Origin of the sequence: Ammonicoccus luteus (genome assembly GCF_050880385.1) — a bacterium.
Classification (GTDB): Bacteria; Actinomycetota; Actinomycetes; order Propionibacteriales; family Propionibacteriaceae; genus Enemella.
This window is the reverse complement of record NZ_JBNZCI010000004.1, coordinates 215,579-241,951: the sequence shown is the minus strand read 5'-3', so window position 1 is coordinate 241,951 and position 26,373 is coordinate 215,579. Positions and strand designations below refer to the sequence as shown.

The window sequence follows — 26,373 nt, the reverse complement described above, 5'->3', positions numbered from 1 at the left end:
TTCCGGTGTCGAGGGCTGGTCTCGGTGTGAGGCTGAGGACATGAGCGAGATCTCTTCGGTCGCAGTGGTCGGTGCCGGCGCGATGGGAGCGATGTATGCAGCGCACTTCGCCAGAGCCGGTTTTCCCGTGCGCCTCGTCGCCCGCGGCGATCGCGCGGCCCGCCTCGCCGACGCCGGTCTGACGGTGAACGGTGAACCGTTGACGGCGGCGGTCGTCGACACCGCGGTCGGGGAGCATGCACCCGCGGATCTCGTGCTGGTCGCCGTGAAGCATCAGCAGTTGCCCGAGGCCCTCGACACCATCGCTCCCCTGGTGGGCGCCGACACGACGTTCTTGTCGGTGCTCAACGGTCTGGACAGCGAGCGCATCATCGCCGAGCGCTTCGGCGCCGCGGACAGGGTGCTGCCGTGCATCGCGCTCGCCATGGACGCCGAGCGATCCGGTGCGGCGGTCCGCTATCGCCAGGCGGGCCGACTGACCTTCGGGGACCCCGCGGAAACGGTCGGCGGATCGGACCCGGGACCGAGCGAGCGGGTGCGCCGCGTGCAGCGGGCGCTCGATCACGCCGGGCTGGTCTGGGACACCCCGGCGGACATGCAGCACGCGATGTGGTGGAAGTTCATGGTCAACGTCGGGATCAACCAGGCGTCGGCCGTGTTGGATGCGCCCTACGGGAAGTTCCAGCAGGACGGTCCCGGGCGAAGCCTCATGTGGGCGCTGATGGACGAGGCCATCGCGGTCGGGCGAGCCGAGGGCGTCGACCTCGGTGAGGCGGACCGGGCGAAGTGGGACACCGTCCTGGCGGGTCAGCCACCGCAGGGGATGACGTCGATGCACCAGGACGTGCTCGCCGGGCGGCCGACCGAGGTCGACATCTTCGCCGGGCGGGTGGTCGAACTCGGCGCCAAGCACGGCATCGCGACGCCGCACAACCAGACCCTTCAGTGGATCCTCAGCAGCCCGTGGGCCGAGTGATCCGCTGCAGCGCTCCGACCGCTCTCAAGCCCGCCCCTCGGCGAGCCGCACGAGGAGGCTTTCGTCCAGCTCGTCCAAGGACTCGAGCACCGCGGCGGCGAGCGCCAACGCGTCCTCGGCCGGTCGATGCCACGGGTGCGGGACGGCGATGACCGTCATCCCCGCAGCGTGCGCAGCGCGCAGGCCATTGCTCGAGTCCTCCACCGCAGCGCACCTCGCTGGATCGACGCCGAGCAGGGCACACGCCCGCAGATAGCCGTCCGGGGCCGGCTTCCCGCGCTCGACTTCCTCGGTGGACACCGTTGCGGTGAAGAGGTCGACCAGCTCAAGCTCTGCCAACACCGCGTCGATCAGGCGCCGGGGCGAGGAGGACGCCAACCCGATCGGCATGATGCCCGCGATGCGGCGTACCGCCGCCACCGCGCCCGGCAGGGTCGGGAGCTGCTCGTGATAGCGGGCGGCCATGGCGTCAATCACCTCAGTCGCGGCACGTTCGGGCGGGCCGGGCAGACCGACGGTGTCGACGAGGTACGCCGACCACTCGGGCGTGCTCATCCCCATCATCGCGTCGGTGGCTTCCTCGGGCCAGGCCAGACCCGCGTCCGCGGCGAGGCCCCGCCGGACCTCGTCCCACAGCGATTCGGTGTCGGTCAGGACACCGTCCATGTCGAAAACGAACGCTTCGAAAGTGGCCATGGCCCAACCGTCTCACGACGTCCCTGCGTGAGCGTCCGCGGACCACTCGATGCCAATCGGCCAGAACTGCTCCGCGCCGCCGTTCGGTCCGGCAAGCTTGCTCGATGGAAGAAGTGGAACTTGCACACCGAGACATCACACCGCTGGCCGAACTCGTGGGTGCGGACCGCTGGTCCCACGTCCAACAGTTCTGGAACGCAGCCAGGGACAAACTGAGCGGGCAGACCATCTGGCACGTCAACGCGACCGCCACCGGCGGCGGCGTCGCCGAGATGCTCCTGGCACTGTTGCCGCTGTGGCGCACGACCGGGATCGAGACCCGGTGGTTGGTCCTCCACGGCGAGCCGACATTCTTCGGCACGACCAAGCGGCTGCACAACCTCCTGCACGGGTCACCCGGGGACGGCGGGGAAATGGGCGAGGCCGAGCGCGAGAACTATGAGCAGGTCCTCGCCGGCAACCTCGACCACCTGCGCACGCTCGTGCAGCCCGGGGACCTCGTGGTGCTGCACGACCCGCAGACAGCAGGTCTCATCGAAGGCGTCAAGGCGCTGGGCGCACACGTCATCTGGCGCAGCCACATCGGGCGCGACGACGCGAACCGCCACACGGAGAAAGGGTGGGCGTTCCTCGCGCCCTACCTCGAGCACGCCGATCGTGTCGTGGTCAGCCGCTTGTTGTACGCACCCCCGTCGGTCCCGCTCGACAAACTCGCTGTCATCACCCCGTGCATCGACCCCTTCACCGCCAAGAACATGGACATTCCCGCCGACGTCGTCGAGAAGGTCCTCGTGCAGGCGGGGCTGCTCGAGGGGGAGCGCAACACCGACGTCGAGTTCCCGCGCCGCGACGGCAGCACGGGGAAGGTCCGCGCCCTCGACAACGCCGTCTCCGAAGGCGGCCCTCTCCCCCGCGACGCCCGCGCGATCGTCCAGGTCAGCCGCTGGGACCGGTTGAAGGACATGGCCGGCGTGATGAAGGGGTTCCTGGACAACGTGACCGACCCCGACGCTCACCTGGTCCTGTGCGGGCCGGCGGTGGACGGGGTCAGCGACGATCCCGAGGGCGCCGAGGTCCTCGCCGAGTGCCGTGCGATCTTCAACGCACTGGACGACGCGGCCAAGGCCCGCGTGCACCTGTTCTCGATCCCCATGGACGACACGGACGAGAACGCCTACATCATCAATGCCCTCCAGCGGCACGCGTACGCGGTGGTCCAGAAGAGCCTGTTCGAGGGGTTCGGGCTGACGGTGACTGAAGCGATGTGGAAATCGCGTCCCGTCATCGCGAGCGCCGTGGGGGGCATCCAGAACCAGATCGCCCACGGCATCGACGGCTGGCTGCTGCCCGACCCCACCGACCTCAACTCGCTGGGCGCGGAGATCAACGTCCTGCTCGCGGACGAGGGTGTCGCCCATCGACTCGGGCTGGCGGCAAGAGAGAAGGTGCTCCGGCGCTTCCTCGGCGACGGAAGCATGTACGCCTACGCGCAACTCATGCAGAACATGCTGTCCGATCGATAGCAGGGGCCGCTCTGTCCCCTGTCCACACGACAGGGGACAATGCCTTTTATCGACTAATCGTGCAGTGGTGGGAAAGGGTGGACATGGATACGTGGGTCTGAATTGTTATTGCGATTCTGGTCGTGATCCTGATTGTGATCGCGGTTGTTGCGCTGACGGGCAAACAACGCAAGGAGCGCGCGCTGGCCCAGCGTCGGGAGCAGGCGGACGAGTTGCGCACCCGTGGCCAGGAGGAGGAACTCCGCGCCAAGGAGGCCTCTGCCACGGCAGCTCAGCAGGAGGCGGACGCCCATCGCGCCCGCATGGAGGCCGAGCGTCTCGACCGCGAGGCCGCTGAGCGCACGACCGAGGCCGAACGTGCCCAGCGGACGGCGCGGGAGAACCTGACCGAAGCCTCCCGCCTCGACCCGGACGGTCCTCGTGATGCCGGTCGGGACGCTTACGGCCAAAGTGCTGATTACGGCCGGGACGATTACGGCAAGAGCGGTGACTACGGCCGGGACGACTATGGCCGAAGCGGTGACTACGGCCGCGACGATTACGGCAAGAGCGGTGACTACGGCCGGGACGACTATGGCCGAAGCGGTGACTACGGCCGCGACGACTACGGCCGGCGCGACGACTTCGATCGGGACGACCGGAACGTTGCACGGGATGCGAACCGAAGTGACGACGCGACCGGTCCGCAGCGTGGCGCCACCCGGGCGGACAACTCGTCGTTCGACGATCGGGAGGGGCGTGACCCGCGGCGCGGGTGAACGGTCAGCACGGGCACACACGTGGATCGTGGAGAAGTGGAGCGAATGACGGGAATCGAACCCGCATTCTCAGCTTGGGAAGCTGATGTTCTGCCATTGAACTACATTCGCGTGTGATGCCCAGCCATCATAGCTGACGCTGTGAGTCCGTGCGAGCCAGTTGCCGGGCCAAGCCGTCTCCGGCGCCGTCGCTAGGGTGCGAGCATGAAGGAATATCCCGGAGATTTCACGCGGATGCCGCGGATCGAGTACGCACCGCATCCCGGCCATCTCGCGGATCCCGGTGAGATCGTGTGGGCATGGGTGCCGTACGAGGAGGACCACCGCCGGGGCAAGGTCCGGCCGGTGCTGATCATCGGCCGAGACGGCGACTGGCTGCTCGGCTCCCCGCTCACGTCGAAGGATCACGACCTCGACCAGAAGCAGGAGGCGCGGGCAGGGCGCTATTGGGTGGAGATCGGCCCCGGTGCCTGGGACCCGAAGGGCCGGGTGAGCGAAGCGCGGGTCAACCGGATCGTGCGCATCGACCCGGATTCTGTGGAGGAGGGCAGCGTGCGCCTCGACGAAAAGCGCTTCAAGCGCGTTACCAAGGCGATCCGTCAGCATCACTGACGAAGGACCTGAGCACCGAGGCCTGCCCGACGGGGCGAGCGCAGAACTTGGAGCGGGCGGCCGGAATCGAACCAACGTCATCACTCAGGAAGAGTGCCGTTCTGCCACTGAACTACGCCCGCAAGAAACTCAAACATTAGCCGTTCACCTCTGGTTCATCGAGACGCCGTGCCGCGAGACAGCACCGGGAAACCCCTGAATTCGTCCGGACGCCGCGGGCGCTGCGCCTGCCGCCCGATTACTGTGGGGTCATGAGCACCCCCGAGCCCAGTGACGTGGGGCCCAAGTTCGGCGGCGATATGCGGGTCAGCGATTCGGATCGCGATCAGGTGATGACCGTGCTGTCGTCTGCCTATGCCGAAGGCCGCCTCACGAAGGACGAGCACGACGAGCGGCTCGCCGCAGCGACTTCGGCCCGGACCTTCGACGACCTCGTGCCGCTGACGCGGGATCTCGTGCCCCTGCATGCACCGATCCGGACGAATGTGCCGGCCCATCAGCCGCCGGGCGTCAATGTCCCGCAGATAGATCGACACAGCACCGGTGACAGCATGAACCTGATCGCCGTCTTCGGTGGCTCGTCGCGCAAGGGCGTGTGGCGCGTGCGACGGAAGATCAACTCGTTCGCCATGTTCGGCGGCAGCGACCTCGACTTCACCGAGGCGATCTTCGAACACGACGTCATCGAAATCACCGGTTTCTGGATGTTCGGAGGCCTCGACATCAAGATCCCCGAAGGCGTCGAGGTCGACGATGAGGTCGTCGGCATCTTCGGCGGCTCGGACGTCAAGAACACCCGCCCCGTCCCTGGCGGCCCCAAGATCGTGCTGAAAGGCATAGCCCTGTTCGGCGGCGTCAGCGTCAAGGGCCCGAAGACCAGGCGCACGTGACCGACTCCCTGTTCGCCCCGCCCGCCGCGGACTGGAAACGACTGCATCCGCGCTATCGCACGCTGCGCCGAGCCGGCGTACTCCTTGGCTGGCCCTGGCTCTTCATCCCCCCCGTCATCCTCGGCTGGTGGCTGATCGACCGCTGGTTGGGGATCGCGCTCATCGTCGTCGCGGTCGCCTGGATCGCGTGGCGATGGTGGCGGATGGCGCCTTTGGTGCGTTCGTGGGGGTACGCGGAGTTGGCCGACGACCTCTACATCACGCGCGGGCTCTGGTTCAGACGGCTGACGGCCGTGCCCTATGGACGCATGCAGGTCGTCGAGATCGAAGCCGGCCCGATCGAGCGCGCGCTCGGGCTGTCGACCGTCAAGCTCGTCACCGCCTCTGCGTCGACCGACGCCACCATTCCGGGCCTGCCACCCGAGGAGGCGGCCCGCCTGCGGGACCGGTTGACCGAGCTCGGGGAAACACGCACATCGGGGCTCTGAGGCATCATGCGACTGCGTCCCGCGGCCCCACCCCAGCCCAGCGCTAGCGTGGAACTGTGACCGAATCCCCAGCGCCTTTGTCGAACGGGCCCACCGAGCCCGCGCCGGATCAGGTCGTCGTCGAGGCAACCCAGGACGGGCCCGCGGTGAAGGCCACCGAGCGCCCGCACCCGCTCACTCCACTCGTGCGGGGTTGGGTCCTGCTCGTCGCGGGCGTGCTGGCGTTCGGCCAGGAGCTGTTGCCCGGCCGGCGCCCGGAAGGGGCACCTCCGGTCCCCTGGTGGTGGGCTCTGGTCCTGATCGGCGCAGTCGCCGTGCTGGCGGGCCTGACCTCGATCCTCACCTGGTGGTTCACGCGCTTCGTGATCGACGACGAAGAGCTCCGGGTGGAGACCGGGTTCCTCAACCGCTCGTCCAAACGCATCGGTTTTTCGCGGATCCAGTCGGTCGACGTCATTCAGCCCCTGGCGGCGCGGATCTTCGGCCTGTGTGAACTTCGGATCGAGGCCGGGGCCGGCGATTCGGGCATCACGCTGCGCTATCTCACCCGCGACAAGTCCTATCGGCTCCGGGACTATCTCCTGAGCCGGGCCCATGGCCATGCGACGACGGTGGCCGAGTCCGACGCCCGACCGCAGGCCACCGCGTTCGAGGATCTGTCCGCGGCCGACCGCATCCTTGTCCGCCTCTCACCGCAACAGTTGATCATCGGGTTGTTGACCTCCATGGAGTTCCTGATCTCGGTTGCCGTCCTGATCGTCGCGCTCGTCATGGTCTGGCGACTCGGCTATGGGCTGGCCGCCATGGCGGGCCTGATCCCGTTCGCCCTGGGCGTGGTCGGATTGGTGTCGCGGAGGGTGCTGACGCAGTTCAACTACACGCTGGCCGAGACCGGCGGGGTCCGAGCCGGTGAACCGACCGGACTGCGCATCACCCGGGGGCTGACGAACCTGACGAGCCAATCCGTCCCGCTCGACCGCATCCAGGCGGTCCGCATCCGGCAGTCCTGGCTCTGGCGAATGCTCAAGTTTCACCGGGTCGACATCGAGGTCCTCGGCTATGGCGCGTCCGGTGAGGACAACCAGCGGCACAGTTCGTCCATGCTGTTCCCGGTGGCCACGACAGCACAGGTGCGCATCGCGATGGCCTATCTGCTGCCCCAGGCTCAGGACGAGTTCATCCCGCTGCAACCTGTCGACCGGCGGGCGCGCTGGCTCCGGCCGCTCTCGTTCCGAACCCTGCGCTGGGGCGCGAATGACCGCGTGATCGTGAGCGAGGGCGGTTTGCTGGTTTTCGTGCGGGACACGGTCCCCCACGCGAAGACTCAGTCGGTGCGGATCAGCCAGGGCCCCCTGCAGCGCCGGCTCGGCCTCGCGACCGTGCATGTCGACACAACACCGGGTCCCGTGGATCTCGCGATACCCCATCTCGCCGCGGACGCCGCGCGCACCGTGTTCGAGAACCAGTTGCCGGCCGCGGCCCATGCCCGCATCACCGGCCTCACCGGCACAGCCGCTGCTCTGCGCCAAGTGGGTCGCCCTTCGCAGACGCCGGATCCAACGACGGATAGGCTCGGCCCATGAGCGAACGACCGGTTCTCGGCATTGACATCGGCGGCTCCGGGATCAAGGGCGCGCCCGTGGACCTCGCCGTGGGCGATTGGGCCACTGAGCGCCTGCGGATCGACACCCCGGCCAAGTCCACTCCCAAGAACGTCGCCAAGGTGGTCCGCCAGATCGTGGACCACTTCGCCGACCAGATCGGCGACGGCCCGATCGGCGTCACCGTGCCCGCGGTGGTGATGCACGGCGTCACTCGGTCCGCGGCCAACATCGACAAGGCCTGGATCGGTTTCCCCGTCGAACAGTTGTTCGCCGACACGCTGGGCAGGGAGGTCGCGGTCGTCAACGATGCGGACGCGGCCGGAGTGTGCGAGGTGAAATACGGAGCCGCGAAGGATCACCCCGGCCTCGTGCTGGTGACCACGCTCGGCACCGGGATCGGGAGCGCGATCCTCCACAACGGCGTCCTGATCCCCAACGCAGAACTCGGGCACATCGAGATCGATGGGCACGACGCCGAGACACGCGCGAGTGCCGGAGTGAAGGACCGCAAAGGTTGGTCGATGGCGGAGTGGATTCCGCGGATCGAGCGTTACTACCAGACCCTCGAGCGACTGCTGTGGCCCGACCTCATCGTCGTCGGCGGTGGCATCTCCCGCGAGCACGACCAGTTCTTGCCGAAGCTCCGGTTGAACACCCCGATCGTGCCGGCGGCCTTCCGCAACCGCGCCGGCATCATCGGCGCCGCCCGGCTTGCCCATGATCGTCTGGTCCATCCCGACCCGCTGGACGCGACCACCTCCCCGGGACCCGGCGAGGATCGGGCCGCCGAACCCACGCCGGGCCCCGCGACGAGCGACCGCGGCAGTGGCACCGCCCAAACTCCCTGATCAACCGGCCCTGTGCTGACACACACTTGTGAACCGAAACTCGAGAGGAACCCGCATGACCAACCTTGCCCCGACCCTGCCCTTGCGCTCTGGCGGCGCCATGCCGCAAGTCGCGTTCGGCACCTGGCCGATGGAGGGCGATGAGTGCGAGCGCGCCGTGCGCAGCGCCTTGGAGGTGGGCTATCGCCACATCGACACCGCAGAGAACTATCTGAACGAGGAGCCGGTCGGCAAGGCCGTGCGCGAGTCCGGTCTGGACCGGGCCGAGGTGTTCGTCACCACAAAGTTCAACCGCAAGTGGCATGGGGACGCCGCCGGCGGTCTGCAGGGCAACCTCGATCGCCTCGGCCTCGACTACGTCGACCTTGCTCTGATCCATTGGCCGAACCCCGACCAGGACCTCTATGTGAAGGCCTGGGAAGGCCTTATCGAGTTGCAGCGCCAAGGGCTGGCCAAAGCGATTGGCACGTCCAACTTCAAGGCCACCCACATCGACCGCCTCATCGCCGAGACCGGCGTGGTCCCTGAAGTGAACCAGATCGAGATGCACCCCTATTACGACCGCGCGGCCGAGCGCGCTTATCACGCCGACAAGGGCATTGTCACCGAGGCCTGGAGCCCCCTGGGTCGTGACAACGGGCTGCGCGAGGAGCCGCTGGTCCAGGAGCTCGCCGCTCAGCACGGCAAGACCCCCGGCCAGATCCTGTTGCGGTGGAGCATCGATGTCGGCGCGGCGACCGCGCCGAAGTCCGCCAACCCGCAGCGCCAGGCCGAGAACCTGGACATCTTCGATTTCCAGCTCTCCGCCGCCGAGGTCGAGGCCCTCGCCGGTCTCCAGGCCGGCCCGAAGGCCGACCCGATGATGGATTCCGACTCCTTCGGTCACTGACCGCCACAGCCGGATCGAGACGCCCATGTCATTCCCTTATTCCGGACCACCCGCGGGGCCCGGACCGAAGAAGACCACCACAGGGATGACCGTCTCGGTGGCGGCTGCCGTGATTGCCGTGCTGGCGACGCTGGGCATCGGGTTCTGGAACTTCGTTATCTCCCCGGTGCCCAACCTCGCGGCAGGCCCCGGCGGAGGCGTCAATCAACCGGTGGTCCCGACCCCTCCGCCGACGACCGACCCGCCGCCGACCACCGAGCCACCCCCGAGCACGGAACCTCCGCCCACGACCGAACCCCCGCCCACCCCGGAGCCTCCCCCCACGACTGAACCACCGCCCGAACCGCCGCCGCCGAACTTCCCGCCCGGGTCACGCCCCTGTGGCACCACCAGTGGTCCCGTCGGGGGAATCACGCGGGCAGCGGCCGGCAACTCGGTGACGTCCTGCCCCTTCGCGGAAGAAGTCCGCAAGTCCTATGGCGCCAACCCGGTGCGCAACGCCACGGTGATCATTCCTGCGTACAGCCCGGTCACCAACACGCAATACGAAATGACCTGCAGCGGTGAACGACTCATCACCTGCACCGGCGGCAACAACGCCGTCGTCTATCTGATCTGACTGTCGACGGAGGTGCCATGCGGACCATCGTCTGTGCCGGGATCGTCGCCCTGGTGCTCACCGGCTGCGGCATCGGCGCCCGCCCCGCCGAGTCGCCTGCACCGCAGTCCACTCCGACAGTCATCACTGCCGATCCCACCGGGCCGCCGGCAACGGTGCCACCGACCCCGAGCGTCTCTCTCCCACCCGTCACCCCGCCCACTCCCTCCCCCACACCGCAGCACAGCCCGCTCGTCGTGACCACGACGGATGATGGCCTGCAGGCCTCGTTCGCCCGGTTCGCCGCGGCAGAACGCGGACGCGTCTCGATCGCCGTCGGTCCCGTCGGCACGGACGCTGACCCGACCGTGTTCGGCGATCTTGGTCGACCGGTGGCTTGGTCGACATCGAAGGTTCCGTTGGCGATCGCGGTGGAGCGTACGCCGCAGGGGCCCGGGCTGCGGCCCACGATGCGTCAAGCGATCACCGCATCGGACAACGACGCGGCGAGCCGGCTGTGGCAGTCGCTGGGGCAACCCGCCGCTGCCGCTGCCGCCACCGACCGGGTCCTCCGGGACTTCGGCGATGGTGCGACTCGGACGCAGGCGCAACAGGTTCGCCCGCCCTACACAGCGTTCGGGCAGACGCAGTGGGGGCTCGCCGACCAAACCCGCTTTGCCGGCCAACTGCCGTGCCGTGCGGAGGCGGCCGAGGTTTACGCCGCTATGGGCGCGGTGATTCCGAGCCAACAGTGGGGTCTGGGGCGGGTGCCGCAATCTCATTTCAAGGGTGGCTGGGGGCCCTCCGCCACCGGCTATCTCGTCCGTCAGTTCGGGGTGCTGGAAACCCGGCGCGGACAGGTGGCTGTGGCCGTCGCGGTGGAGGCGCCGAGCTTCGACCAAGGCACCGTGACTCTCAGCCGCGCAGCGCAGTGGTTGGCCCAGCACCTCGAGGAACTGCCGGCCGGATCCTGCTGACGAGCCACCGGACGTCCGTGCCCGCTGGCCGAAGCTGGTGACCGCTCCGCTCAGCGGAGGAAGTGCGAATGGAAGGTCAGCCGATGCGGACCCAAGTGCACGATCGCACCGGGCGCGAGCGGCACTCGCTGGCCGGGCGGCAGCTGGAAGGGCAGCTGTGCCGGTTGTTGCACCCACGTGCCGATGCCTGACCCCAGGTCCTCGACCATCACGTCCCAGTCGACGAGCCGAATCGCCGCGTGCGCTCGGCTGATCGCACGATCTGCGGACAGGACGATCTCGCGCACCCGTTTGCCGTCGACCCCCGGCGCCACGTGCGGTTGGCGGCCCAGCACATAATCCGCGTCCAGCGTGAACGTGGCGAGCCCGTCGACGACCAGCACCCCCAGGGAGGGGCGCGGCCTCTTCACCAGGACGTGCGACACCTGAATCATCCCGAGCCCGCACCAGGCGCAGTTCGCCGCATGTGGATGGTTGAAGTGACCGCGGGCGCAGCGGAGGCCCGCGACCTCGACCTCGTCCCCAGCGTCCGCCTGTTCGTCACCGGCCAGCGGCAGCGGCGCGGGACGCTGCTCGTGGCCGTCCGGTGATTCGGACAGGAGCGGGACGGTCTCGAAGCGGGGGGCGCCACGGTCGGCGCGTTCCGCGACTGGAACACCGGAACCATGTGCCGTGGCCACGGGCCGCACCGGCATCTGTGGATGGATGCTCGGATCCCAGACGATCGCGATGCCGCCGGCTGGGACCGCGCCCTCGATCAGGTGGCTCCAGGTGTCGCTGACGCCCGTGTCGCCCAACCGCACGGCATATCGGGGCAGCGGGAACATCTGCAACTCGATCCGGCCGGGCGCCGCCTTGACCTCACGCCGGTCGTCAGGCCCATCAATGGTCACGACCGCGTCGCCACAGGTCCACGCCCGACCGAACTCCTGCCCGAGCGAGACCACGGCGAGCGCCAGCCCGGGCGTACTTTCCTTCAGCTCCCCCAGGCGCTCGACCGGCAGCCCGGGGGCCGCGCCCGCGGCGAGCACCAGCGCCCGGACGACGGTCGCCGGTTCGACTCCTGGCAGGGGAACGAACCAGGCGATGATGTCCTTGGTGCGCACCGCGACGCCCTCGCCGGCGCCGATGCGGACGGCAGGTGCACTCATCGCAGCGTTCCCTCGAGCGCCTCCGCGAACTCCCCCGCCGTCGGCCAGCGATCGCCCCTGTCCTCGGCCATCCCACGCCGGGCGATCTCGGCCAGCCGCGAGTCGCGGATCGTCACCGTGGGCGGAGTGTTCAGCAGATGCTGGAGCGCGTGGACCAGGCTGGTTCCGGGGAGTGCCGGGAAAGGATCCACCCCGGTGAGAGCCGACTGCAACGTCGCAGCCAACCCCCAGATGTCCGATGCCCGGCCGGCGGGAAGGCCGCGGGCGACGCCGGGTTCCATGAAGGCGAGCGTACCGATCGGACCCAGGCCCGTGACCGTTTGACCGGGGGAAAGCCGCTGTGCGAGTCCGAGATCGGACAGGACGGCGACCGGCGTGCTGCCCGTCAACAGGATGTTGGCCGGCTTGATGTCGCGGTGCGCGACGCCGAGCTCATGCAGGGCGTGGGCGCCCCGCGCGGCGTCAGCCACGGCCCGGACAACCTCCTCGTCCGTCAGCCCGCGCGCTTCGGCCAAGGAACCGCGTGGGTGATATTGCGCGGCATAGAACAGCTGTCCGTCCTCGTGCCCGGCGTCGAAGAGTTTGACCAAGCAGTCCGACTGCGCCGAGGCGAACAGCTTGAGCTCGTTGACCATCCGCTTGAACGCATCCCCGCTGGCCTGCGCGGCCAGGACCTTCACCGCGCAGAACTCGTCGGCGACGGCGAGCCGCGGGGGCGTGCGAGCGACCCAATAGGTGCCGTAGTTGCCGGAGCCGAGCTCCCGGACGAACTCATAGTCGGCGATGCGTCTCACCGGCGCTCCTCTCGTGCTGTGCGGTCGGCCCGCTCCGCATATTGCTCCACGGCGTCCACCGCATCCCGCTGCAAGGATGCCCGTCCGTCGAGGACGGTGCCGGCGATTCGGTGTCGATAGCGGTCGCCCAGCCACAGCGCGACCATCATGACCACCGTCGAAACCAGTGCGAACGTGATCAGAGCCGGATCGTGCAGCAGCTGGGGCAGAAAGAGGACCGTGGTGATGACCTCGAGAAGCGCCAGTATCGCGACGAACCCGACCAGCACCCGGGTCGAGACCGCGGCGGCAAACGCGGCCCCGAGCGGAGCGGTCCAGCAGGCCGCGATCGTGCCGGCGAGCCACAGCCCCAGCAGGTCGTTGCGCCCGGCATCCAGTGGCGCCGCGAGCAGTTGCCCGCCGACCGCCACCACTTGGTCGCCCGCCACGGTCACGTTGAGCATCCCGTGGAACACCCCGAGATACAAAAACCCAGCGAGCGAGACGTGAGCCATGATCACGACCGAGGTGGGCACGCACACCCGCGGTTCCAGACCCAGCAGCACCGCAGCGACCAGAAAGAAGAACACGTCCGCGCCGGATCCGAGCTGGGACGAGGCGACTCCACCGATGAACGTGGCCGCGACCACGAGCGCACCCTGACGGGGACCCGCGGGGCGGATGCGGCTGCGTACCTCCCGCACCGGAACCCGCGAGCCCAGGAACACGATGGTCGCGGTCGTCATCACCAACAAGGTGAAGCCGACCTTGAGATAGGCGCCCGGCAGGATCGACGGCCAGAACGGGCGCGTGGTGTCGCTGAGCGTGTGCAGCCCCAGGAAGAAGCCGACCAGAGCAGCCGGGATGCCGAGCGTGAGCGCGAACCGGTCGACCGGCACCCGCCGGATCAGGATGACGAGGGCAGCCGAGCCCATGCCGACCGTCTGGATGGCGAGGGAGAACGCCCGCGCGACCTCGGAGGAGATGCCGAGGGCCTTGGTGAAGACGGGGAACGCGACCGCGCCGCCGCCCTGCGGGGTGGACCCAGCCACGAACGATCCGACCACCATCGTGAGGGTGGCGACCCAGTTGTCGAGGACGCGCGGCCAGAGTCCGAACGCGGTCAGACCGATCAGCCACACCACCGTGATCGTCCCCGGGACGAGATAGCCGAGCCGTTTGCGTCGGCGCACCGCCGACTCCCGCCGTGTCGCGGCCTCGTCGACGAAGGAGAGATCCATCAGAACAACCTTCCGCCGCGATAGCGCCAGCGCGGCGCGAGCACGCGCATCGGTCCGTTCACCCACACCCACATGAGCAGCCACGTGGTCACGAAGTGGAACCAGCCGAGCGCACCGAGCGAGCGGTCGAGCAGGACCATGACGAGCGCCAGCACGACGCCCTCGTTGATGATCGTCAGGAACCCGAACAGCGCGGGCCAGTCCTTCTCCCACCGGAACTGCTGCAGCCCGTGATAGATGAACTCCCAGACGGTGCCCAACAGACCGACCAGACCGAGGACGAGGAGGCCGTTGAGGAGCAGTTGGGAGTACGCCGCCCCGCTGCCCAGCGCGCCGAGGAGCATCAGCACCAGGGTCCACGGGATGCCGACGATGACGAGGAGGAACCAGCGGGTCTGGATGCGGCCGAACAGCGTGGGGGTCACGGTGCCACCCCCTTGACCCAGCGCCACCATTGCGCGATGGAGCGACCGGGGCCGAACTTCGGCGCGAACCCCTGCCGGACGAGATCATCGGAGATCTGTTGGGCGACGTACTGCAGACCGAGGAACGAGTCGACCGGGGCGAAGGGCCCGCCCAGGGTGATGGAGCCGGAGGCATACATCCGCCCCGGCTCGCTGCGCGTACCCGTGATCTCGAAGTGATTGGACACATCGAGGCGCCCCATCGGGTTGCGGCCGGCACCCGCGTGCTCGAGCAGGTCGGCGAGCAGTTGGGACTGTTTCAGGTCGGCGACCAAGCCTGTGGCGTCGATGATGTAGTCGGCCTCCAGCGGAGCGCTGCTGCCGTCGGGGGTGCGGATGGTGGTCAGGATGCCGGTCTGCCCGCGTTCGACCGACTGGACGGTGCCGACGGCGGCCCGATAGGCGCCGGACGCACGGGCCCGCTCGATCTGGGTGTCCCACTCCTTGCGGCGCGGCGTGTTGGTGCCGCCCATGGCCTTGATGAAATCGGCCCGCTCCTGCCCGGTCAGCCGTTCGAGACGCTCCTTGAGCTGACCGCCCCAGGCGGCCTTGGCGTAGTTGAACGCCTGGTACTGGAACCCGTTCTTCGCCTCCCGCCTAAACGTCGCCGGACCGGTGCTGCCGTCGCGCCAGGTGCGGAAAAGGTGGAGCACCTGGATCCGCGCGCCATGACGTTCGACTTCGTCCAGCAGCCGCTGGAGGATGCGGGAGCCGACGATGCCGGACCCCCGGACGAGCACCCGGCCGCCCCGACCGCGGAGCTGCTCATAGACGTGCTCGTGTGGTTCATAGGCGTTGACGACGTGGGCGAAGTCGCCGGTCCGCTGCCGATAATCCTGCAGATCGGGGGTGAAGTTCACCCCTGGATAGCCGACGGCGATGTGGGCCCAGCGGCAGCGGTACGCCACCCGTTTGGTCTGGGCCCAGCCGTCGGGCGGGGTGACCAGGACGACATAGCCGCCGGCAGCGTGCCGGCGCACCATCCTCGCCCGCCCGGGCTGCAACATGCTCGCCCAACCGATCCGTTCGGCTTCCTTGGCCGTGGCCGCATAGACCTGTCCGGCGCGCGGGGTGAAATAGTCATCGAGGATCGGCTCGGTCGCGACCTGCCAGATCCGGCGCAGAGACTTGGTCTGCCACGCCTCGGTGAACGCATAGCTCGGATAGCCCCACAGGTTGTCGGGGCAGGAAGCCGAATCGGACCGGATCCGCTCGTGGTCCGGGATCTGCGAGACCGTCGCGAGTCGACGATAGGTGTCCCAGGCGTTGGGCCGCGGGGACACGACCCGCATCTGCTCGGGAGGCACGCCATAGATCCGCAGACGGTCGGCGAGCACGAACGACCCGAAACCGCCCCCGATGGACACGAGTGGCACGTGAGCCACCGGAATCCCGGCCTCCGCGAGCAGGTCGTCCGTCCAAGTGGACGTGGACCGGAGCCGTTCGGTGAGATCACCGGCGGCCGTGGGCCCGGTGGTCATGACCCTGCGATCAACGAGAGGAGAGGTGCGCTGGCCTGGACGAGCTGCGCTCGTCGGATCAGCATCCAGGCGATGAGGATCGTGCAAACCGCGACGATGGCCCAGCAGGCGATGATCGCTCCCCGATTGCTGGCGGTGGCCGGCACACCGGCCGTCGCGGCAGCGGTCAATGGCGGTCCCGGCGGCCTGCCGGCCGCGGGCGGCGGACTGGACCACGCGGGCACGGGTGCGGTGGGAGTGGTGGAAGGGCCGGCGGCGTACGCCCCAGGGCCACCGGGTGACGTCGGCGGCGGGGGAAAGTTGAATCCACCCGCGGGGCTGGGCTGCTGGGGGCCCCTTTGCGACGGCTGCGGATAGCTCGGGGGCACCATCGTGAGGTCGGAGTCGACGGCGCCGGGCGCGCGTTGCACCCGATATTCGCCGGGCGGCAAGCCGAGCTGGCGGCGCACGGCCATCAGGCCGCGGGCGAACTCATCGACACTCTGGGGTCGGCCCTCCGGCTTCTTCGACATCGCGGCGGCGACCAGGTCGGCCATCGGACCGGGGACGCCCCACTGGGTGAGGTGGGGTGGGGGTTCGTTGGTGATGCGCTGGATCAGGGTGAGGATCGATGTGTCGCCGTCCCGAACGAACGGCGCATTGCCGGTGATGAGGGCGAACAGGGTCGAAGCCATCGAATAGACGTCGCTCGCCGGAGTCGGCTTCTGACCCATGACCAGTTCGGGCGCGATATGGGCCGGGGAGCCCGCCATCATGCCCGTCGCGGTCATCGAGGCCTCGCTGCCGACATGGGCAATGCCGAAATCGGCCAGCTTGGCCGTGCCATAGGAGTCGACCAGCAGGTTGGCGGGCTTGATGTCGCGGTGGAGGATCCCCACCGCATGCGCGGTCTGCAGTGCCCCGGCGATGGCGACGATGTCCTCGGTGGCTTCCTGCCAGCTCATGTGCTGACCCTGCTTGACGCGGTCGCCGAGCGAGCCGCCCGTGCACAGCTCCATGATGAGATAGGGCGCGTCGTCCGTGGTCATGCCTTGGGCATAGACGTCGACGACGTTGGGGTGACCGCTCAGCCGACCGATCGCACGGGCTTCCCGGGTGAAGCGTTGCCGAGCCTCCGCGTCGAGATCGACGTTCGTCAGCACCTTCACCGCAACGTCACGATTGAGATCTTCCTGGTGGGCCCGGTACACCTTGCCGAACCCGCCCTGCCCAATCTGCACGGCGTCGGTGATTCCGGGCACGCCTATGTCAACAGCCATGAGCCCTATTGTCACGATTAGCGGGCTCACCCGGAAGGCCTTTCGGCCGGATCGCCCAGTTCGCCGGTTTCCCGGGTCGATTGGGACTCAATAAGGGTGGAACAGGATGAAGACGATCGCGCCGACCCACCCGCCCACGGACAGCGCACCGCACACCAGCCCGCACCAGGCGGGCCAGCGCCGGTCGCCGCGACGCACCGCGCGAACGGCGGTCACGAGAGCGGCGATGCCTGTGCCGAAGGCCACGAGATAGAAGCTCTGGGGGTCGAATTGCCGGGCAGCACCTTCGGCCTCGGACAGAACACCCCGCGGGCGGAACACCGTGGCGATCGCGACTGCTGCGACGGTGGCGAGCCCGAGACCGCAGCTCGCCCAGCCGATCGGGGTCGGCTGCGCCGGGCCCGGCCTGGCCGAGTTCGTGGACGAGTCCCATGGGCCGGGCTCAGGACCTGCGCGACGGGCCGCCCACCCGATGACCGCAGCAGCCACGAGGAGGCCCGCGAGAACGGCGACCATCAACTGCAACATGGCCGTCGCCTCACTGCGGAGAGATCGACGGAGGGGCACTCCGGTCCGGAAACGCACAGACCGCACCGGGCCGGGTGGTCATTGAACACTCGCCTGAACATCACGCACTCCTTGGCGAGAAGATGCTCAGAATTCTACGCCTGCGCCGCGCTCCGCCCGGCCCGTCAAATCAGTGGGCAGCGCTGGTTCAGCGGGAGCCGGGGTGGAGCACCCTGAGCTCCTTGGCCTGCTCGGTGAGCTGGTCACGGAAGTCCGGATGGGCAATGGAAATCAACTGTTCCGCGCGCTCGTGCAACGAGGCACCCCGGAGTTTGGCCGTCCCGAACTCGGTGCACACATAGTTCACATCGCTGCGCAGCGCGGTGACCGGCGTGCCCGGCGCATGGGAAACCAGAATGGTCGACAGCGTGCCGCCCTTGGCCGTGGACGGGACCGCGATGATCGAGCGCCCGCCCTTCGAGATGTTCGCCGCACGGATGAAGTCGAACTGGCCGCCCGTGCCCGAATAGGCCCGTGAGCCGACGCCCTCGGAGGCGCACTGACCCATGAGGTCGATCGCCATCGTGGAGTTGATCGAGTGCAGGTTGTCGTTGAGGGCGGCGATTGGGGGTGCGTTGACCTCGTCCACCGGACGCATCTCGATGGCCGGGTTGCGGTTCATCCACTCATAGAGCTTTTCGCTGCCGAGCGCGAAGGTCGCGACGGCTTTGCCGCGGTTGACGTTCTTCTCGTTGTTGGTGACCACGCCGGCCTCGATCAGGGCGAGCGGCCCGTCACCGAGCATCTCGGTGTGCAGGCCGAGATCGTTCTTGGACATGAGCTGGGCGACAACGGCGTCCGGGATGCCGCCGATGCCGATCTGCAGAGTGGCGCCGTCGGGGATGAGGTCAGCGACGTTCCGGGCGATGGCCTTCTCGACATCCCCGACCTGGGCGGACGGAAGCGTGACGACCGGGTGCTCCGACTCGACGACGGCCGCGACCTTGCTGACATGGACGTGGCAGTTGCCGAAGGTGAAGGGCAGTTGGTCGTTGACCTCGAGGACGATCGTGCGGGCGCGGCTGACGGCGGCGAGGGTGTAGTCGGTGCTCAACCCGAGCGCGAAGAACCCGTGCTCGTCCATGGGCGAGCACTGCGCGAAGACGACGTCGGACGACAGCTGGCCCGAGCGGATGAGACCCGGCAGTTCGGAGAAGTGCGCGGGCACGAAGTCGGCCCACCCCTCGTTCACGGCCCGCCGACTGGCGCCCCCGACGAACGGAGTGGCATGGCGGATGTTCTCGACGGTGTCGGGGTCGAAATAGTCATAGTCCCGGATCGCGAGCAGTTGGAACACCGTGACCTTGCGCAGCTCATGTCGACGAGCCGAGAGCGCCTCGAGCAGAGTGGGCGGTTCGCCGGCCCCGATCGGGACGACGATGGTGTCCCCGTCGTGGACGTGGCTGACAGCGGTGGCTGGGTCAACGAGCTTGGCAGCATATTCACTGCGGACCGACATGTGCTCCTCCTGGTGGCGGACCCCCGGAGCCTAACTGCGGGTTGCGCCCGGGCCATATCGCTTTCCAGCCAGGCGGAACGCAGCCGATCCGCGGTGCGGCCCTCCCGACCGGGTCAGAGAACGGTCGCCAGCGCGACCAGCGCCCGGTCGCTGTGCGGCGGGCCGATGAGGCAGGCGCCGGCGGGCATGCCCTCCGCGGTGCGCAGCGGGACCGATACCGCGGGCAGCCCGGCCAGGGAGGCGAGGCAGGTGAGGTTGAGGGTGCCGATGCGGGCGGCGGCGTACGCCCCAGGGGTCGCCCGCCGCGGAGGCACGGTCGCCGCCGTCGGGATGACCAGGACGTCGGTCCCGACCAGCGCCCGGATCGCGGTGCGGGCCGCGACTGCCTGGGCGCTCGCCTCCGCGTACTCCTCCGCCGAGATCGCGGCAGCAGAGCGAAAACGACCGTTGATCTCCGGACCGAGCACACCCGGATGAGCGGCCAGCCACTCCCCGTGCAGACGCCAGGCCTCGAAGCCCTGCAGCACGGTCATCACCCTGCGCCAATGGTCGAGCGGGAGGTCGTGGTCGATCTCCCGCCGGGGAAGACCGAGCATACGGCTGTCGACGAATCGCCACACGGCATCGGTGATGTCGTCGTCGGCGGCCGCGAGGAGGCCGGCGGAGATCGCGATGCGGTCGAGTTGGGCCGTGCCCTGACCCGGGAGCACCGCATTGGTGACCCGCGCGAGCGTCAGGGCATCACGGGTCAACCAACCGACGGCGTCGAGCGGCGGAGCGAGCGGGAACATCCCGGCACGGCTCACCGCGTCGTGGGTGGTGCGCAGCCCGAAGAGCCCCTGATAAGCGGCGGGCACCCGGATGGAGCCCGCGGTGTCGGTGCCCAACCCGATATCCGCCAGGTCGAGCGCGAGAGCAGCGGCCGCACCCGAGCTGGATCCGCCGCTGATGCGGTCGGGTGCCGCCGGGTTGGCAGGGGTGCCGTAGTGGGGGTTGACGCCGGTCAGGGCGTACGCGAACTCGTCGCACTGCGTGATTCCGACCGGTGCCGCACCGGCCGCAACCAAGTCATCGACCGCGCCGGCCGATGCGGGCTCGGGCGCCGCCTCCGCCAGGAAACCCGGGCTGCCGGCACCCAGTCGCTGGCCGACGACCGCGAACAGGTCAGTGACCGCCAGCCGGAGGCCGACCAGCGGACCGGCGACGGGTGTCGGCAGCGCAGCATCGAGCGCGCGCCAAACAGCCGGGTCGTCGTGCATCGCCCCATCGTGCACCAATCGGCCTGTGCACGTCACGAACGATGCTCAATCAGCCGCGAGACCTGCTCGCAGCCGCCTCACATCCGCTCGGGAGCGGCGATGCCGAGCAACCCGAGGCCCTTGGCCAGCACGTCTCGGGTCGCCGCCACCAGACCCAGCCGGGACGTCCGCACGTCGCCCCCGCTCTTGAGGACGGGGCACTGCTCATAGAAAGCGGAGTACGCCGTCGCAAGCTCGAAGAGATAGGTGCACAGCTTGTGCGGCTGCAACTCGGCCGCGAGGTGGTCGACGACCTCCCCGAACCGCGACAGCGCCATCGCCAGCGTCTGCTCCGCCGATTCGTCCACGAGCGCGATCGGTCCGACCGCGAAACCTTCTGCTTCCGCGGCCCGCAGGATCTGGTTGCAGCGTGCATGCGCATATTGCAGATAGGGGCCGGTGTCACCGGTGGTCTTGGTCATCCGCTCCGGGTCGAAGACATAGTCCTTCTGCAGGCCCGACGAGAGATCGGCATATTTGATCGCCGCGAGCGCAATCTCCGGCGCCGCGTTCTCCTCGGCCGCATCCAACAGGCTCGACAACGTCGCCGCCGACCCGTCACGGGTCTTGAACGGTTTGTTGTCGGGGCCGAGCACCATGCCATAGCCGATGTGCTGCGCGACCACGCCGTCAGGCAGATAGCCCGCCTTCCGGGCGGCCGCGAACACCTGCGCGAAGTGCCCCGCCTGGCGGGCGTCGGTCACATAGATGATGCGGTCTGCCTCGAGTTCCTGCACGCGATAGCGGATCGCCGCGAGGTCGGTGGTGGCGTACCCATAACCACCGTCCGACTTCCGCACGATCAGCGGCGCTTCGAAGCCATCGGTGAAGACGCACAGCGCACCGTTGTCGACGACGGCCACACCGCGCGCCTCGAGGTCGGCGACCACGTCCGGCAGGGCTTCGTTGTAGGTCGATTCGCCGGCCAGATCGTCGTCGGTGAGCAGGACGTTGAGCCGGGCGTACGCCTCGTTGAAGCCCGCCTTCGACGTCTCGATCAGCTGCCGCCAGATCTCCAACGACTCCTCGTCGCCCGCTTGGAACGTGACGACGCGGCGGCGGGCGCGGTCGGCGAATTCCTCATCGGAGCGGAAGTGGGTGGACGCCCGCTTGTAGAGCGCATCCGCGTCATCCAACGACAGCGCCGACACATCGGTGCCCTCATCGAGAATCTGCTCGATGAGCATGCCGAACTGGGTGCCCCAGTCCCCGATGTGGTTCTGGGCGATGACCGTGTTGCCGACCGCGGACAGGACCCGGCTGAAACAGTCACCGATGATCGTCGTCCGCAGATGGCCGACGTGCATCTGCTTCGCCACGTTGGGCGCGGAATAGTCGATCACCACGCGCTGGGGCTCGGCAGCCGGCGCGACGCCGGCGCGGTCGTCGACCCGGACCTCCTCCGCGGTCGCGGCGAGCACGTCGTTGCGCAGGCGAAAGTTGATGAAGCCCGGCCCGGCGATCTCCAGCGGCTCGCACAGATCGGAGACGTCCAGCTCGTCCACGATGCGCTGCGCGACCTCGCGCGGCGGCTTGCCCTCCGACTTGGCCAGACGCAGCGCGACGTTGGACTGGAAGTGACCGAACTGTGGCTTGGTGGCAGCCCGCAGCTCGGGATCGGTCCCGGCCACAACAGCGACACGGGCGTTCAGTTCGGAGGGCAGCGACGACATGGCCGCCATTCTGGCACGGGCACACAGCCCGGAATCACCGCCGGAACGGCCGCCCGTGCAACGATGTCCCACACCGTTCGCACGCGAGCAGGGAGGCATCGTGGCCAAGCACCCCGCACAGCGAAGGGGCATCGCCCCGCGCCATCTGATCCCGGCTCCGACGGACCGGACCACGTTCGCGGTCGAGCTGGCCGACGCCCAGGATCCGTTGATCATGGCCCTGGACGTGGGTTCGACGGCGACCCGCGGCAGCCTCCACGACGCCCGCGGCATCCCTGTTCGCGGTTTCCGGCACAAGATCCCGCACGCATTCACGACCCGGGCCGACGGGACCTCGACGATCGATCCCGATCAGATCGTCGACGAGCTGGCGCGGGTCCTGGACGTCGTCACCCTGCACCCGGGGTTGGTGGGACGCATCGCGGCGGTCGCGCTGGACACGTTCGCGTCGTCCCTCGTGGGCGTCGGCCGAGATGGTCGGGCAACCACCCCGTGCTTCACGTATGCCGACCGGCGCTCCGCTCCCCAGCTGGAGCAGCTCCGCGCCGAGGTCGACGAGGCCGAGGTCCAGCAACTCACCGGCGCCCGATTGCACACGTCCTATCTGACGCCGCGGTTCCGGTGGTTGCGCGAGACACATCCGGAGGAGGTGGGGCGGACGGCGCAGTGGATGTCGATCGGGGAGTACGCGGAGTTGACCTGGCTCGGCCGCACCGCCGCCGCAACCTCCACGGCGGCCTGGAGCGGGCTGCTCGATCGGCGCACCGGGGACTGGTCCGACCGGATGCTCGACCTGGCCCGCGTGGAGCGATCGGCGCTCTCCCCGATCGCAACGCCGCAGGAGCCGCACCGCGGCGTCCCCCGCCTCACCAACACCCGCTGGCCCGCCCTCGCCGACGCCGCTTGGTTCCCGCCGATCGCCGACGGGCTCGGGGCGAACATCGGATCGGGCGGCAGCGACCAATCCACGCTGGTCACCTCGATGGCGACGTCGGGCGCGATGCGCGTGCTGCTGCACCAACTGCCGGACAAGATTCCGGGCGGGCTCTGGTGTTATCGCATCGACGATCACCGCGCGCTGCTGGGCGGTGCCCTGAACGACGTCGGTCGCGCGGTCGAGTGGATCGGTCGCGCGTTGCTCCTGGACGCCGATCTCGCCACGCTGGCCGATGCACCGCCGACCACCGGCACGCCGGTCGTCCTCCCGTTCTTCTCGGGCGAGCGGTCGACCGGTTGGGCGGGCGGTGCGCGGGCCGTCCTCGGGGATGTGACCGCTGCGAGCGGTGGCTCGGCGCTGGCGCGCGGGGTGTTGGAGGGGGTGGTGGTGGCGTACGCGCGAGTCGCCGCCCAACTCGTCGAGGCCGCCGAGTCCGGGTGGCGCGACCGGGAGCAGGCTCGGGTCGACCGGGTGGTCGTCGCCGGCCGTGTCTCCCAGGACCTCCCGGGGCTCCGCCAGATGCTCGCCGACTGTCTGGGCCGGCCGGTGCTGCCGGCGACGTTCAAGCGCTCCACCCTGCGCGGGACCACGCTCCTCGCCGCCGAGGTCGTCGCGCCGGGGACGCGGGCGGCGGACCCGCCGCTCGAGGAACCCTGCGCGCCACACCCAGACCGTCGCCCCCACTGGGCCGCCGCCACCACCCGGTTCAACCAGCTTTATCAGGGGGCGATCTGACGGTCGCCGGCCGCTGGTTAGGCTGAGTGCGTGACTGGGTGTAGGACATCGCGTGACTGAATGGATCCTCCTCGGGCTCGTGGTGCTGCTGATCGCGGCCAACGGCTTCTTCGTCGCAGCGGAGTTCGCGTTGGTCACGGTGGATCGACCGGGTGTGCGGCGGGCGGCGGCTCAGGGCGACGGACGGGCCGGCTCGGTGCAGAAGGCGCTGACCTCGCTGTCGACCCAGCTGTCGAGTTGTCAGCTGGGCATCACGATCACCAGCCTGGTCGTCGGCTTCATCGCTGAGCCCTCCTTGGCGGCCCTCCTGCGCCGCGGCCCACTGGCGGCGCTGGGGCTGGCCGAGGCGGCGGCCCTGCCCCTGTCGTTCACCATCGCCTTCGTGATCGCGACCGTCTCCCAGATGGTGTTCGGCGAGCTCGTGCCCAAGAACTGGGCACTGGCGGAGCCCATGCAGCTGGCCCGGCTGATCGCGACACCGCACCGCGCGTTCACCTGGGTCGCCCGGCCGGCCCTGTGGGTCCTGCAGGGATCCTCCAACGCCGTGGTCCGGCTGTTCGGCATCGAACCCCAGGAGGAAATGGCCTCCGGGCACTCGCCCCGGGAGCTCAGCGCGCTCGCCGAACGCTCCGCCCGCGAGGGCACCATCGACCGGGAACTGGCGCAGCGCATGTCGAGCTCGGCGCAGTTGGGCGAACGAGTGGCGCGCGATGCGATGACCCCCCGTGCCCGGGTGCACTTCCTCGACGACGACGACCCGGTCAGCAAACTGCTCCGGCTCTGTCGCCGCGTCGGTCACTCCCGGTTCGTGGTCGTCGGCGACTCGACGGACCACGTGCTGGGCGCCGTGCACTTCCGGGACGGGCTGACGGTGCCGGCCGAAGCCCGGCGGCACACACCGGTCAGCGAGATCCTGCACCCGGTGCGGTCCGTGCCGTCGTCGATGCCCCTGGACAACGTTCTCGAGGAACTCCGCGGTGGACTGCAACTGGCGGTCGTCGTCGACGAGTTCGGCGGCACCGACGGCATCATCACGCTCGAGGACCTCATGGAGGAGCTGGTCGGCGAGATCTCCGACGAACAGGATCAGCCGGAGGAACGGCTCGCCCGGCTCGGGCACAATCGTTGGCTCCTGTCCGGGCTGCTGCGCCCCGACGAGGTCGTCGGTCTGGTGGGGATCGAGTTGCCGGAGGGGAAAACCACCGAGACCCTGGGCGGGCTGGTGACCGAGCTCCGGGAGCGCTTCGTCGAGGTCGGGGACGAGGTCAGGGTCCCGGCGCGCGACCGCAACACCCTCGATGACGACGACCTGCCGACCGATGTCTCGGCGACGCTGACCGTCACCGAGACAGAGGGCCACAGGGTCAGCTGGGTCGAACTCTCGGTCGTCTCGCTGGAGGAGGCCGCCGATGAATGATCTGACCGCGGTCGGGATTGCCGTGCTGCTGCTGGTCGGCAACGCGTTCTTCGTCGGGGCCGAGTTCGCGCTCGTCTCCGTCCGGCGGACGGCGGTGGAGGAGGCGGCCTCCAAGGGGGTTCCGGGAGCGCGCCTCACGCTGCGGGCGGTGGAGAACGTGACCCTGATGATGGCCGGGGCCCAGCTGGGCATCACGATGTGCTCCCTGGGCTTGGGCGCGATCGGGGAGCCAGCGGTGGCGCACCTGCTCGAGCCGCTGTTCGAGGCGGCGTCCGTGCCCGACGCCCTCGTGCACCCGATCTCGTTCGTGATCGCGATGACGATCGTGGTGTTCTTCCACATGACTCTCGGCGAGATGGTGCCGAAGAACATCGCGATCGCCGTGCCGGCGCGGAGCGCGCTGATCATGGGTCCGCCGATGTATGCCATTGCCTGGATCCTCAAGCCGCTCCTGTGGATCATGAACGGGCTCGCCAACATCGTCCTGCGGATCATGCGCATCAAACCCACTCGCGGCGTCGCGTCGACAATCACCACCGAGGACGTCCCCAGCTATCTCGAGGAGTCCGCTGAGGTCGGCCTGCTCGACGAGCACGAACACCAGCTGCTCACCGGCGCGCTGACCCTCACGTCGGCGCGGGTCTCGGACGTTCTGGTGCCCGTGGACCAGCTGGTCTGGCTGGGCGCAGCGCCGACCGTGGCCGAGGCAGAGCAGGCAGCAGTCACCCACGGGTTCTCCCGTTTTCCGGTGCGGGGCGACGACGGCTCATGGCGCGGCTATCTGCATCTCAAGGATGTGTTGGATCTCGTCGAGGGCAATCCGGACGCCGCTGTGCCGGCCGATCGCATCCGGGACATGGCCGAAGTGCGGTCCGACACCCCCTTGCCGGACGCTCTGGCGACCATGCAGCGGTCCGGTGTCCACCTCGCCATCGTGACCGGCCCGGATGGTCAGGTCGCGGGAGTAGCAATGCTCGAGGACGTCATGGAAACGATGATCGGGGCGGTTGACGCACCCTAGAGCCACCGGGATTCGCATCGATTAGTGCGTTTTCCTGG

Annotated in this window: 25 protein-coding genes and 2 tRNA genes; 14 read left to right on the top strand and 13 right to left on the bottom strand. The window is 68.8% G+C overall.

From position 1 onward, the window contains the following. The first annotated feature begins 40 nt into the window (after nucleotides 1-40). Nucleotides 41-976, top strand: coding sequence for a ketopantoate reductase family protein (locus tag ACQ260_RS11165; protein WP_432559506.1), 936 nt, complete (start codon nucleotides 41-43; stop codon nucleotides 974-976). A 24-nt stretch (nucleotides 977-1,000) separates the two neighbouring features. Here ACQ260_RS11165 and ACQ260_RS11160 read toward each other — a convergent pair whose 3' ends face one another. Further along, on the bottom strand, nucleotides 1,001-1,672 hold the full coding sequence (locus ACQ260_RS11160; protein WP_432559505.1) for an HAD family hydrolase: 672 nt from the start codon (nucleotides 1,670-1,672) through the stop codon (nucleotides 1,001-1,003). Nucleotides 1,673-1,776: 104 nt separating this feature from the next. Here ACQ260_RS11160 and ACQ260_RS11155 point away from each other — a divergent pair, with 104 nt between their 5' ends. Together ACQ260_RS11155 and ACQ260_RS11150 are read left to right on the top strand one after the other, a co-directional pair. After that, nucleotides 1,777-3,195, top strand: a complete 1,419-nt coding sequence (locus tag ACQ260_RS11155; protein WP_432559504.1) for a glycosyltransferase — start codon at nucleotides 1,777-1,779, stop codon at nucleotides 3,193-3,195. Between the two features lie 122 nt (nucleotides 3,196-3,317). Further along, the gene (locus ACQ260_RS11150; protein ID WP_432559503.1) at nucleotides 3,318-3,953 is read left to right on the top strand and encodes a hypothetical protein; all 636 of its coding nucleotides are present in this window, start codon (nucleotides 3,318-3,320) and stop codon (nucleotides 3,951-3,953) included. 37 nt (nucleotides 3,954-3,990) lie between these two features. Here ACQ260_RS11150 and ACQ260_RS11145 read toward each other — a convergent pair. Then, nucleotides 3,991-4,064 (bottom strand) — tRNA-Gly (locus ACQ260_RS11145). Between the two features lie 93 nt (nucleotides 4,065-4,157). Between ACQ260_RS11145 and ACQ260_RS11140 the strand changes: the two genes are divergently transcribed. Next, complete coding sequence (locus tag ACQ260_RS11140) at nucleotides 4,158-4,565, top strand: type II toxin-antitoxin system PemK/MazF family toxin (RefSeq protein ID WP_432559502.1); 408 nt, start codon at nucleotides 4,158-4,160, stop codon at nucleotides 4,563-4,565. A gap of 48 nt (nucleotides 4,566-4,613) precedes the next feature. Here ACQ260_RS11140 and ACQ260_RS11135 read toward each other — a convergent pair. Beyond that, nucleotides 4,614-4,687 (bottom strand) — tRNA-Arg (locus ACQ260_RS11135). 129 nt (nucleotides 4,688-4,816) lie between these two features. Between ACQ260_RS11135 and ACQ260_RS11130 the strand changes: the two genes are divergently transcribed. The 7 genes from ACQ260_RS11130 (at nucleotide 4,817) to ACQ260_RS11100 (ending at nucleotide 10,859) form a co-directional block, all read left to right on the top strand. After that, nucleotides 4,817-5,455 carry a DUF1707 SHOCT-like domain-containing protein gene (locus tag ACQ260_RS11130; RefSeq protein WP_432559501.1) on the top strand — a complete coding sequence of 213 codons (639 nt, stop codon included), beginning with the start codon at nucleotides 4,817-4,819 and terminating at the stop codon, nucleotides 5,453-5,455. Then, nucleotides 5,452-5,943, top strand: coding sequence for a PH domain-containing protein (locus tag ACQ260_RS11125; protein ID WP_432559500.1), 492 nt, complete (start codon nucleotides 5,452-5,454; stop codon nucleotides 5,941-5,943). Before ACQ260_RS11130 ends, ACQ260_RS11125 begins: the two co-directional genes overlap by 4 nt. Nucleotides 5,944-5,999: 56 nt before the next feature. Continuing rightward, nucleotides 6,000-7,526 (top strand): PH domain-containing protein, encoded by a 1,527-nt coding sequence (locus ACQ260_RS11120; RefSeq protein ID WP_432559499.1) that lies wholly within the window; start codon nucleotides 6,000-6,002, stop codon nucleotides 7,524-7,526. After that, a complete protein-coding gene (gene ppgK, locus ACQ260_RS11115; RefSeq protein WP_432559498.1) occupies nucleotides 7,523-8,395 on the top strand; it encodes a polyphosphate--glucose phosphotransferase in 873 nt (290 codons plus the stop codon). Before ACQ260_RS11120 ends, ppgK begins: the two co-directional genes overlap by 4 nt. A 55-nt stretch (nucleotides 8,396-8,450) precedes the next feature. Continuing rightward, nucleotides 8,451-9,284 (top strand): aldo/keto reductase, encoded by an 834-nt coding sequence (locus tag ACQ260_RS11110; protein ID WP_432559497.1) that lies wholly within the window; start codon nucleotides 8,451-8,453, stop codon nucleotides 9,282-9,284. A gap of 85 nt (nucleotides 9,285-9,369) precedes the next feature. Further along, nucleotides 9,370-9,903 carry a hypothetical protein gene (locus ACQ260_RS11105; protein WP_432559496.1) on the top strand — a complete coding sequence of 178 codons (534 nt, stop codon included), beginning with the start codon at nucleotides 9,370-9,372 and terminating at the stop codon, nucleotides 9,901-9,903. 17 nt (nucleotides 9,904-9,920) lie between these two features. Next, nucleotides 9,921-10,859 carry a serine hydrolase gene (locus ACQ260_RS11100; RefSeq protein ID WP_432559495.1) on the top strand — a complete coding sequence of 313 codons (939 nt, stop codon included), beginning with the start codon at nucleotides 9,921-9,923 and terminating at the stop codon, nucleotides 10,857-10,859. A 50-nt stretch (nucleotides 10,860-10,909) separates the two neighbouring features. Here ACQ260_RS11100 and ACQ260_RS11095 read toward each other — a convergent pair whose 3' ends face one another. The 10 genes from ACQ260_RS11095 to argS form a co-directional block, all read right to left on the bottom strand. Continuing rightward, nucleotides 10,910-12,010 carry an FHA domain-containing protein gene (locus tag ACQ260_RS11095; protein ID WP_432559494.1) on the bottom strand — a complete coding sequence of 367 codons (1,101 nt, stop codon included), beginning with the start codon at nucleotides 12,008-12,010 and terminating at the stop codon, nucleotides 10,910-10,912. Then, the gene (locus ACQ260_RS11090) at nucleotides 12,007-12,804 is read right to left on the bottom strand and encodes a serine/threonine-protein kinase (RefSeq protein ID WP_432559493.1); all 798 of its coding nucleotides are present in this window, start codon (nucleotides 12,802-12,804) and stop codon (nucleotides 12,007-12,009) included. Before ACQ260_RS11090 ends, ACQ260_RS11095 begins: the two co-directional genes overlap by 4 nt. After that, nucleotides 12,801-14,024 (bottom strand): hypothetical protein, encoded by a 1,224-nt coding sequence (locus tag ACQ260_RS11085; protein WP_432559492.1) that lies wholly within the window; start codon nucleotides 14,022-14,024, stop codon nucleotides 12,801-12,803. Before ACQ260_RS11085 ends, ACQ260_RS11090 begins: the two co-directional genes overlap by 4 nt. Further along, a complete protein-coding gene (locus ACQ260_RS11080; RefSeq protein WP_432559491.1) occupies nucleotides 14,024-14,449 on the bottom strand; it encodes a hypothetical protein in 426 nt (141 codons plus the stop codon). The genes ACQ260_RS11085 and ACQ260_RS11080 overlap by 1 nt, the downstream gene beginning before the upstream one ends. Beyond that, nucleotides 14,446-15,969 carry a hypothetical protein gene (locus ACQ260_RS11075; RefSeq protein WP_432559490.1) on the bottom strand — a complete coding sequence of 508 codons (1,524 nt, stop codon included), beginning with the start codon at nucleotides 15,967-15,969 and terminating at the stop codon, nucleotides 14,446-14,448. Before ACQ260_RS11075 ends, ACQ260_RS11080 begins: the two co-directional genes overlap by 4 nt. Next, a complete protein-coding gene (locus ACQ260_RS11070; RefSeq protein ID WP_432559489.1) occupies nucleotides 15,966-17,228 on the bottom strand; it encodes a serine/threonine-protein kinase in 1,263 nt (420 codons plus the stop codon). The genes ACQ260_RS11075 and ACQ260_RS11070 overlap by 4 nt, the downstream gene beginning before the upstream one ends. An 87-nt stretch (nucleotides 17,229-17,315) precedes the next feature. Further along, nucleotides 17,316-17,756, bottom strand: coding sequence for a hypothetical protein (locus ACQ260_RS11065; RefSeq protein ID WP_432559488.1), 441 nt, complete (start codon nucleotides 17,754-17,756; stop codon nucleotides 17,316-17,318). A gap of 187 nt (nucleotides 17,757-17,943) precedes the next feature. Next, nucleotides 17,944-19,254: an acetyl-CoA hydrolase/transferase family protein gene (locus tag ACQ260_RS11060; protein WP_432559487.1), complete on the bottom strand. Its 1,311-nt coding sequence runs from the start codon at nucleotides 19,252-19,254 to the stop codon at nucleotides 17,944-17,946. Nucleotides 19,255-19,367: 113 nt separating this feature from the next. Next, entirely contained in the window at nucleotides 19,368-20,513 is a 1,146-nt protein-coding gene (locus ACQ260_RS11055) for an amidase family protein (protein ID WP_432559486.1), read from the bottom strand. A gap of 77 nt (nucleotides 20,514-20,590) precedes the next feature. Beyond that, nucleotides 20,591-22,225, bottom strand: a complete 1,635-nt coding sequence (gene argS, locus ACQ260_RS11050; RefSeq protein ID WP_432559485.1) for an arginine--tRNA ligase — start codon at nucleotides 22,223-22,225, stop codon at nucleotides 20,591-20,593. 100 nt (nucleotides 22,226-22,325) lie between these two features. Here argS and ACQ260_RS11045 point away from each other — a divergent pair, with 100 nt between their 5' ends. From ACQ260_RS11045 to ACQ260_RS11035, 3 genes are read left to right on the top strand one after another with little or no spacing between them, the layout of a single operon-like run. Beyond that, nucleotides 22,326-23,897, top strand: a complete 1,572-nt coding sequence (locus tag ACQ260_RS11045) for an FGGY family carbohydrate kinase (protein WP_432559484.1) — start codon at nucleotides 22,326-22,328, stop codon at nucleotides 23,895-23,897. Between the two features lie 52 nt (nucleotides 23,898-23,949). After that, nucleotides 23,950-25,314, top strand: coding sequence for a hemolysin family protein (locus tag ACQ260_RS11040; RefSeq protein WP_432559483.1), 1,365 nt, complete (start codon nucleotides 23,950-23,952; stop codon nucleotides 25,312-25,314). Then, nucleotides 25,307-26,335, top strand: coding sequence for a hemolysin family protein (locus tag ACQ260_RS11035; protein WP_432559482.1), 1,029 nt, complete (start codon nucleotides 25,307-25,309; stop codon nucleotides 26,333-26,335). Before ACQ260_RS11040 ends, ACQ260_RS11035 begins: the two co-directional genes overlap by 8 nt. Nucleotides 26,336-26,373 lie beyond the last annotated feature (38 nt).

Excerpts from the sequence above, each read along its gene's own strand:
- ACQ260_RS11110 (WP_432559497.1), top strand. The coding sequence starts at position 8,451 with ATGACCAACCTTGCCCCGACCCTGCCCTTGCGCTCTGGCGGCGCCATG.
- ACQ260_RS11060 (WP_432559487.1), bottom strand. The coding sequence starts at position 19,254 with ATGTCGGTCCGCAGTGAATATGCTGCCAAGCTCGTTGACCCAGCCACC.
- ACQ260_RS11165 (WP_432559506.1), top strand. The coding sequence starts at position 41 with ATGAGCGAGATCTCTTCGGTCGCAGTGGTCGGTGCCGGCGCGATGGGA.
- ACQ260_RS11085 (WP_432559492.1), bottom strand. The coding sequence starts at position 14,024 with ATGGATCTCTCCTTCGTCGACGAGGCCGCGACACGGCGGGAGTCGGCG.
- ACQ260_RS11160 (WP_432559505.1), bottom strand. The coding sequence starts at position 1,672 with ATGGCCACTTTCGAAGCGTTCGTTTTCGACATGGACGGTGTCCTGACC.
- ACQ260_RS11065 (WP_432559488.1), bottom strand. The coding sequence starts at position 17,756 with ATGTTGCAGTTGATGGTCGCCGTTCTCGCGGGCCTCCTCGTGGCTGCT.
- ppgK (WP_432559498.1), top strand. The coding sequence starts at position 7,523 with ATGAGCGAACGACCGGTTCTCGGCATTGACATCGGCGGCTCCGGGATC.
- ACQ260_RS11155 (WP_432559504.1), top strand. The coding sequence starts at position 1,777 with ATGGAAGAAGTGGAACTTGCACACCGAGACATCACACCGCTGGCCGAA.
- ACQ260_RS11075 (WP_432559490.1), bottom strand. The coding sequence starts at position 15,969 with ATGACCACCGGGCCCACGGCCGCCGGTGATCTCACCGAACGGCTCCGG.
- ACQ260_RS11100 (WP_432559495.1), top strand. The coding sequence starts at position 9,921 with ATGCGGACCATCGTCTGTGCCGGGATCGTCGCCCTGGTGCTCACCGGC.
- argS (WP_432559485.1), bottom strand. The coding sequence starts at position 22,225 with ATGTCGTCGCTGCCCTCCGAACTGAACGCCCGTGTCGCTGTTGTGGCC.
- ACQ260_RS11095 (WP_432559494.1), bottom strand. The coding sequence starts at position 12,010 with ATGAGTGCACCTGCCGTCCGCATCGGCGCCGGCGAGGGCGTCGCGGTG.
- ACQ260_RS11130 (WP_432559501.1), top strand. The coding sequence starts at position 4,817 with ATGAGCACCCCCGAGCCCAGTGACGTGGGGCCCAAGTTCGGCGGCGAT.
- ACQ260_RS11070 (WP_432559489.1), bottom strand. The coding sequence starts at position 17,228 with ATGGCTGTTGACATAGGCGTGCCCGGAATCACCGACGCCGTGCAGATT.
- ACQ260_RS11055 (WP_432559486.1), bottom strand. The coding sequence starts at position 20,513 with ATGCACGACGACCCGGCTGTTTGGCGCGCGCTCGATGCTGCGCTGCCG.
- ACQ260_RS11140 (WP_432559502.1), top strand. The coding sequence starts at position 4,158 with ATGAAGGAATATCCCGGAGATTTCACGCGGATGCCGCGGATCGAGTAC.
- ACQ260_RS11035 (WP_432559482.1), top strand. The coding sequence starts at position 25,307 with ATGAATGATCTGACCGCGGTCGGGATTGCCGTGCTGCTGCTGGTCGGC.
- ACQ260_RS11105 (WP_432559496.1), top strand. The coding sequence starts at position 9,370 with ATGACCGTCTCGGTGGCGGCTGCCGTGATTGCCGTGCTGGCGACGCTG.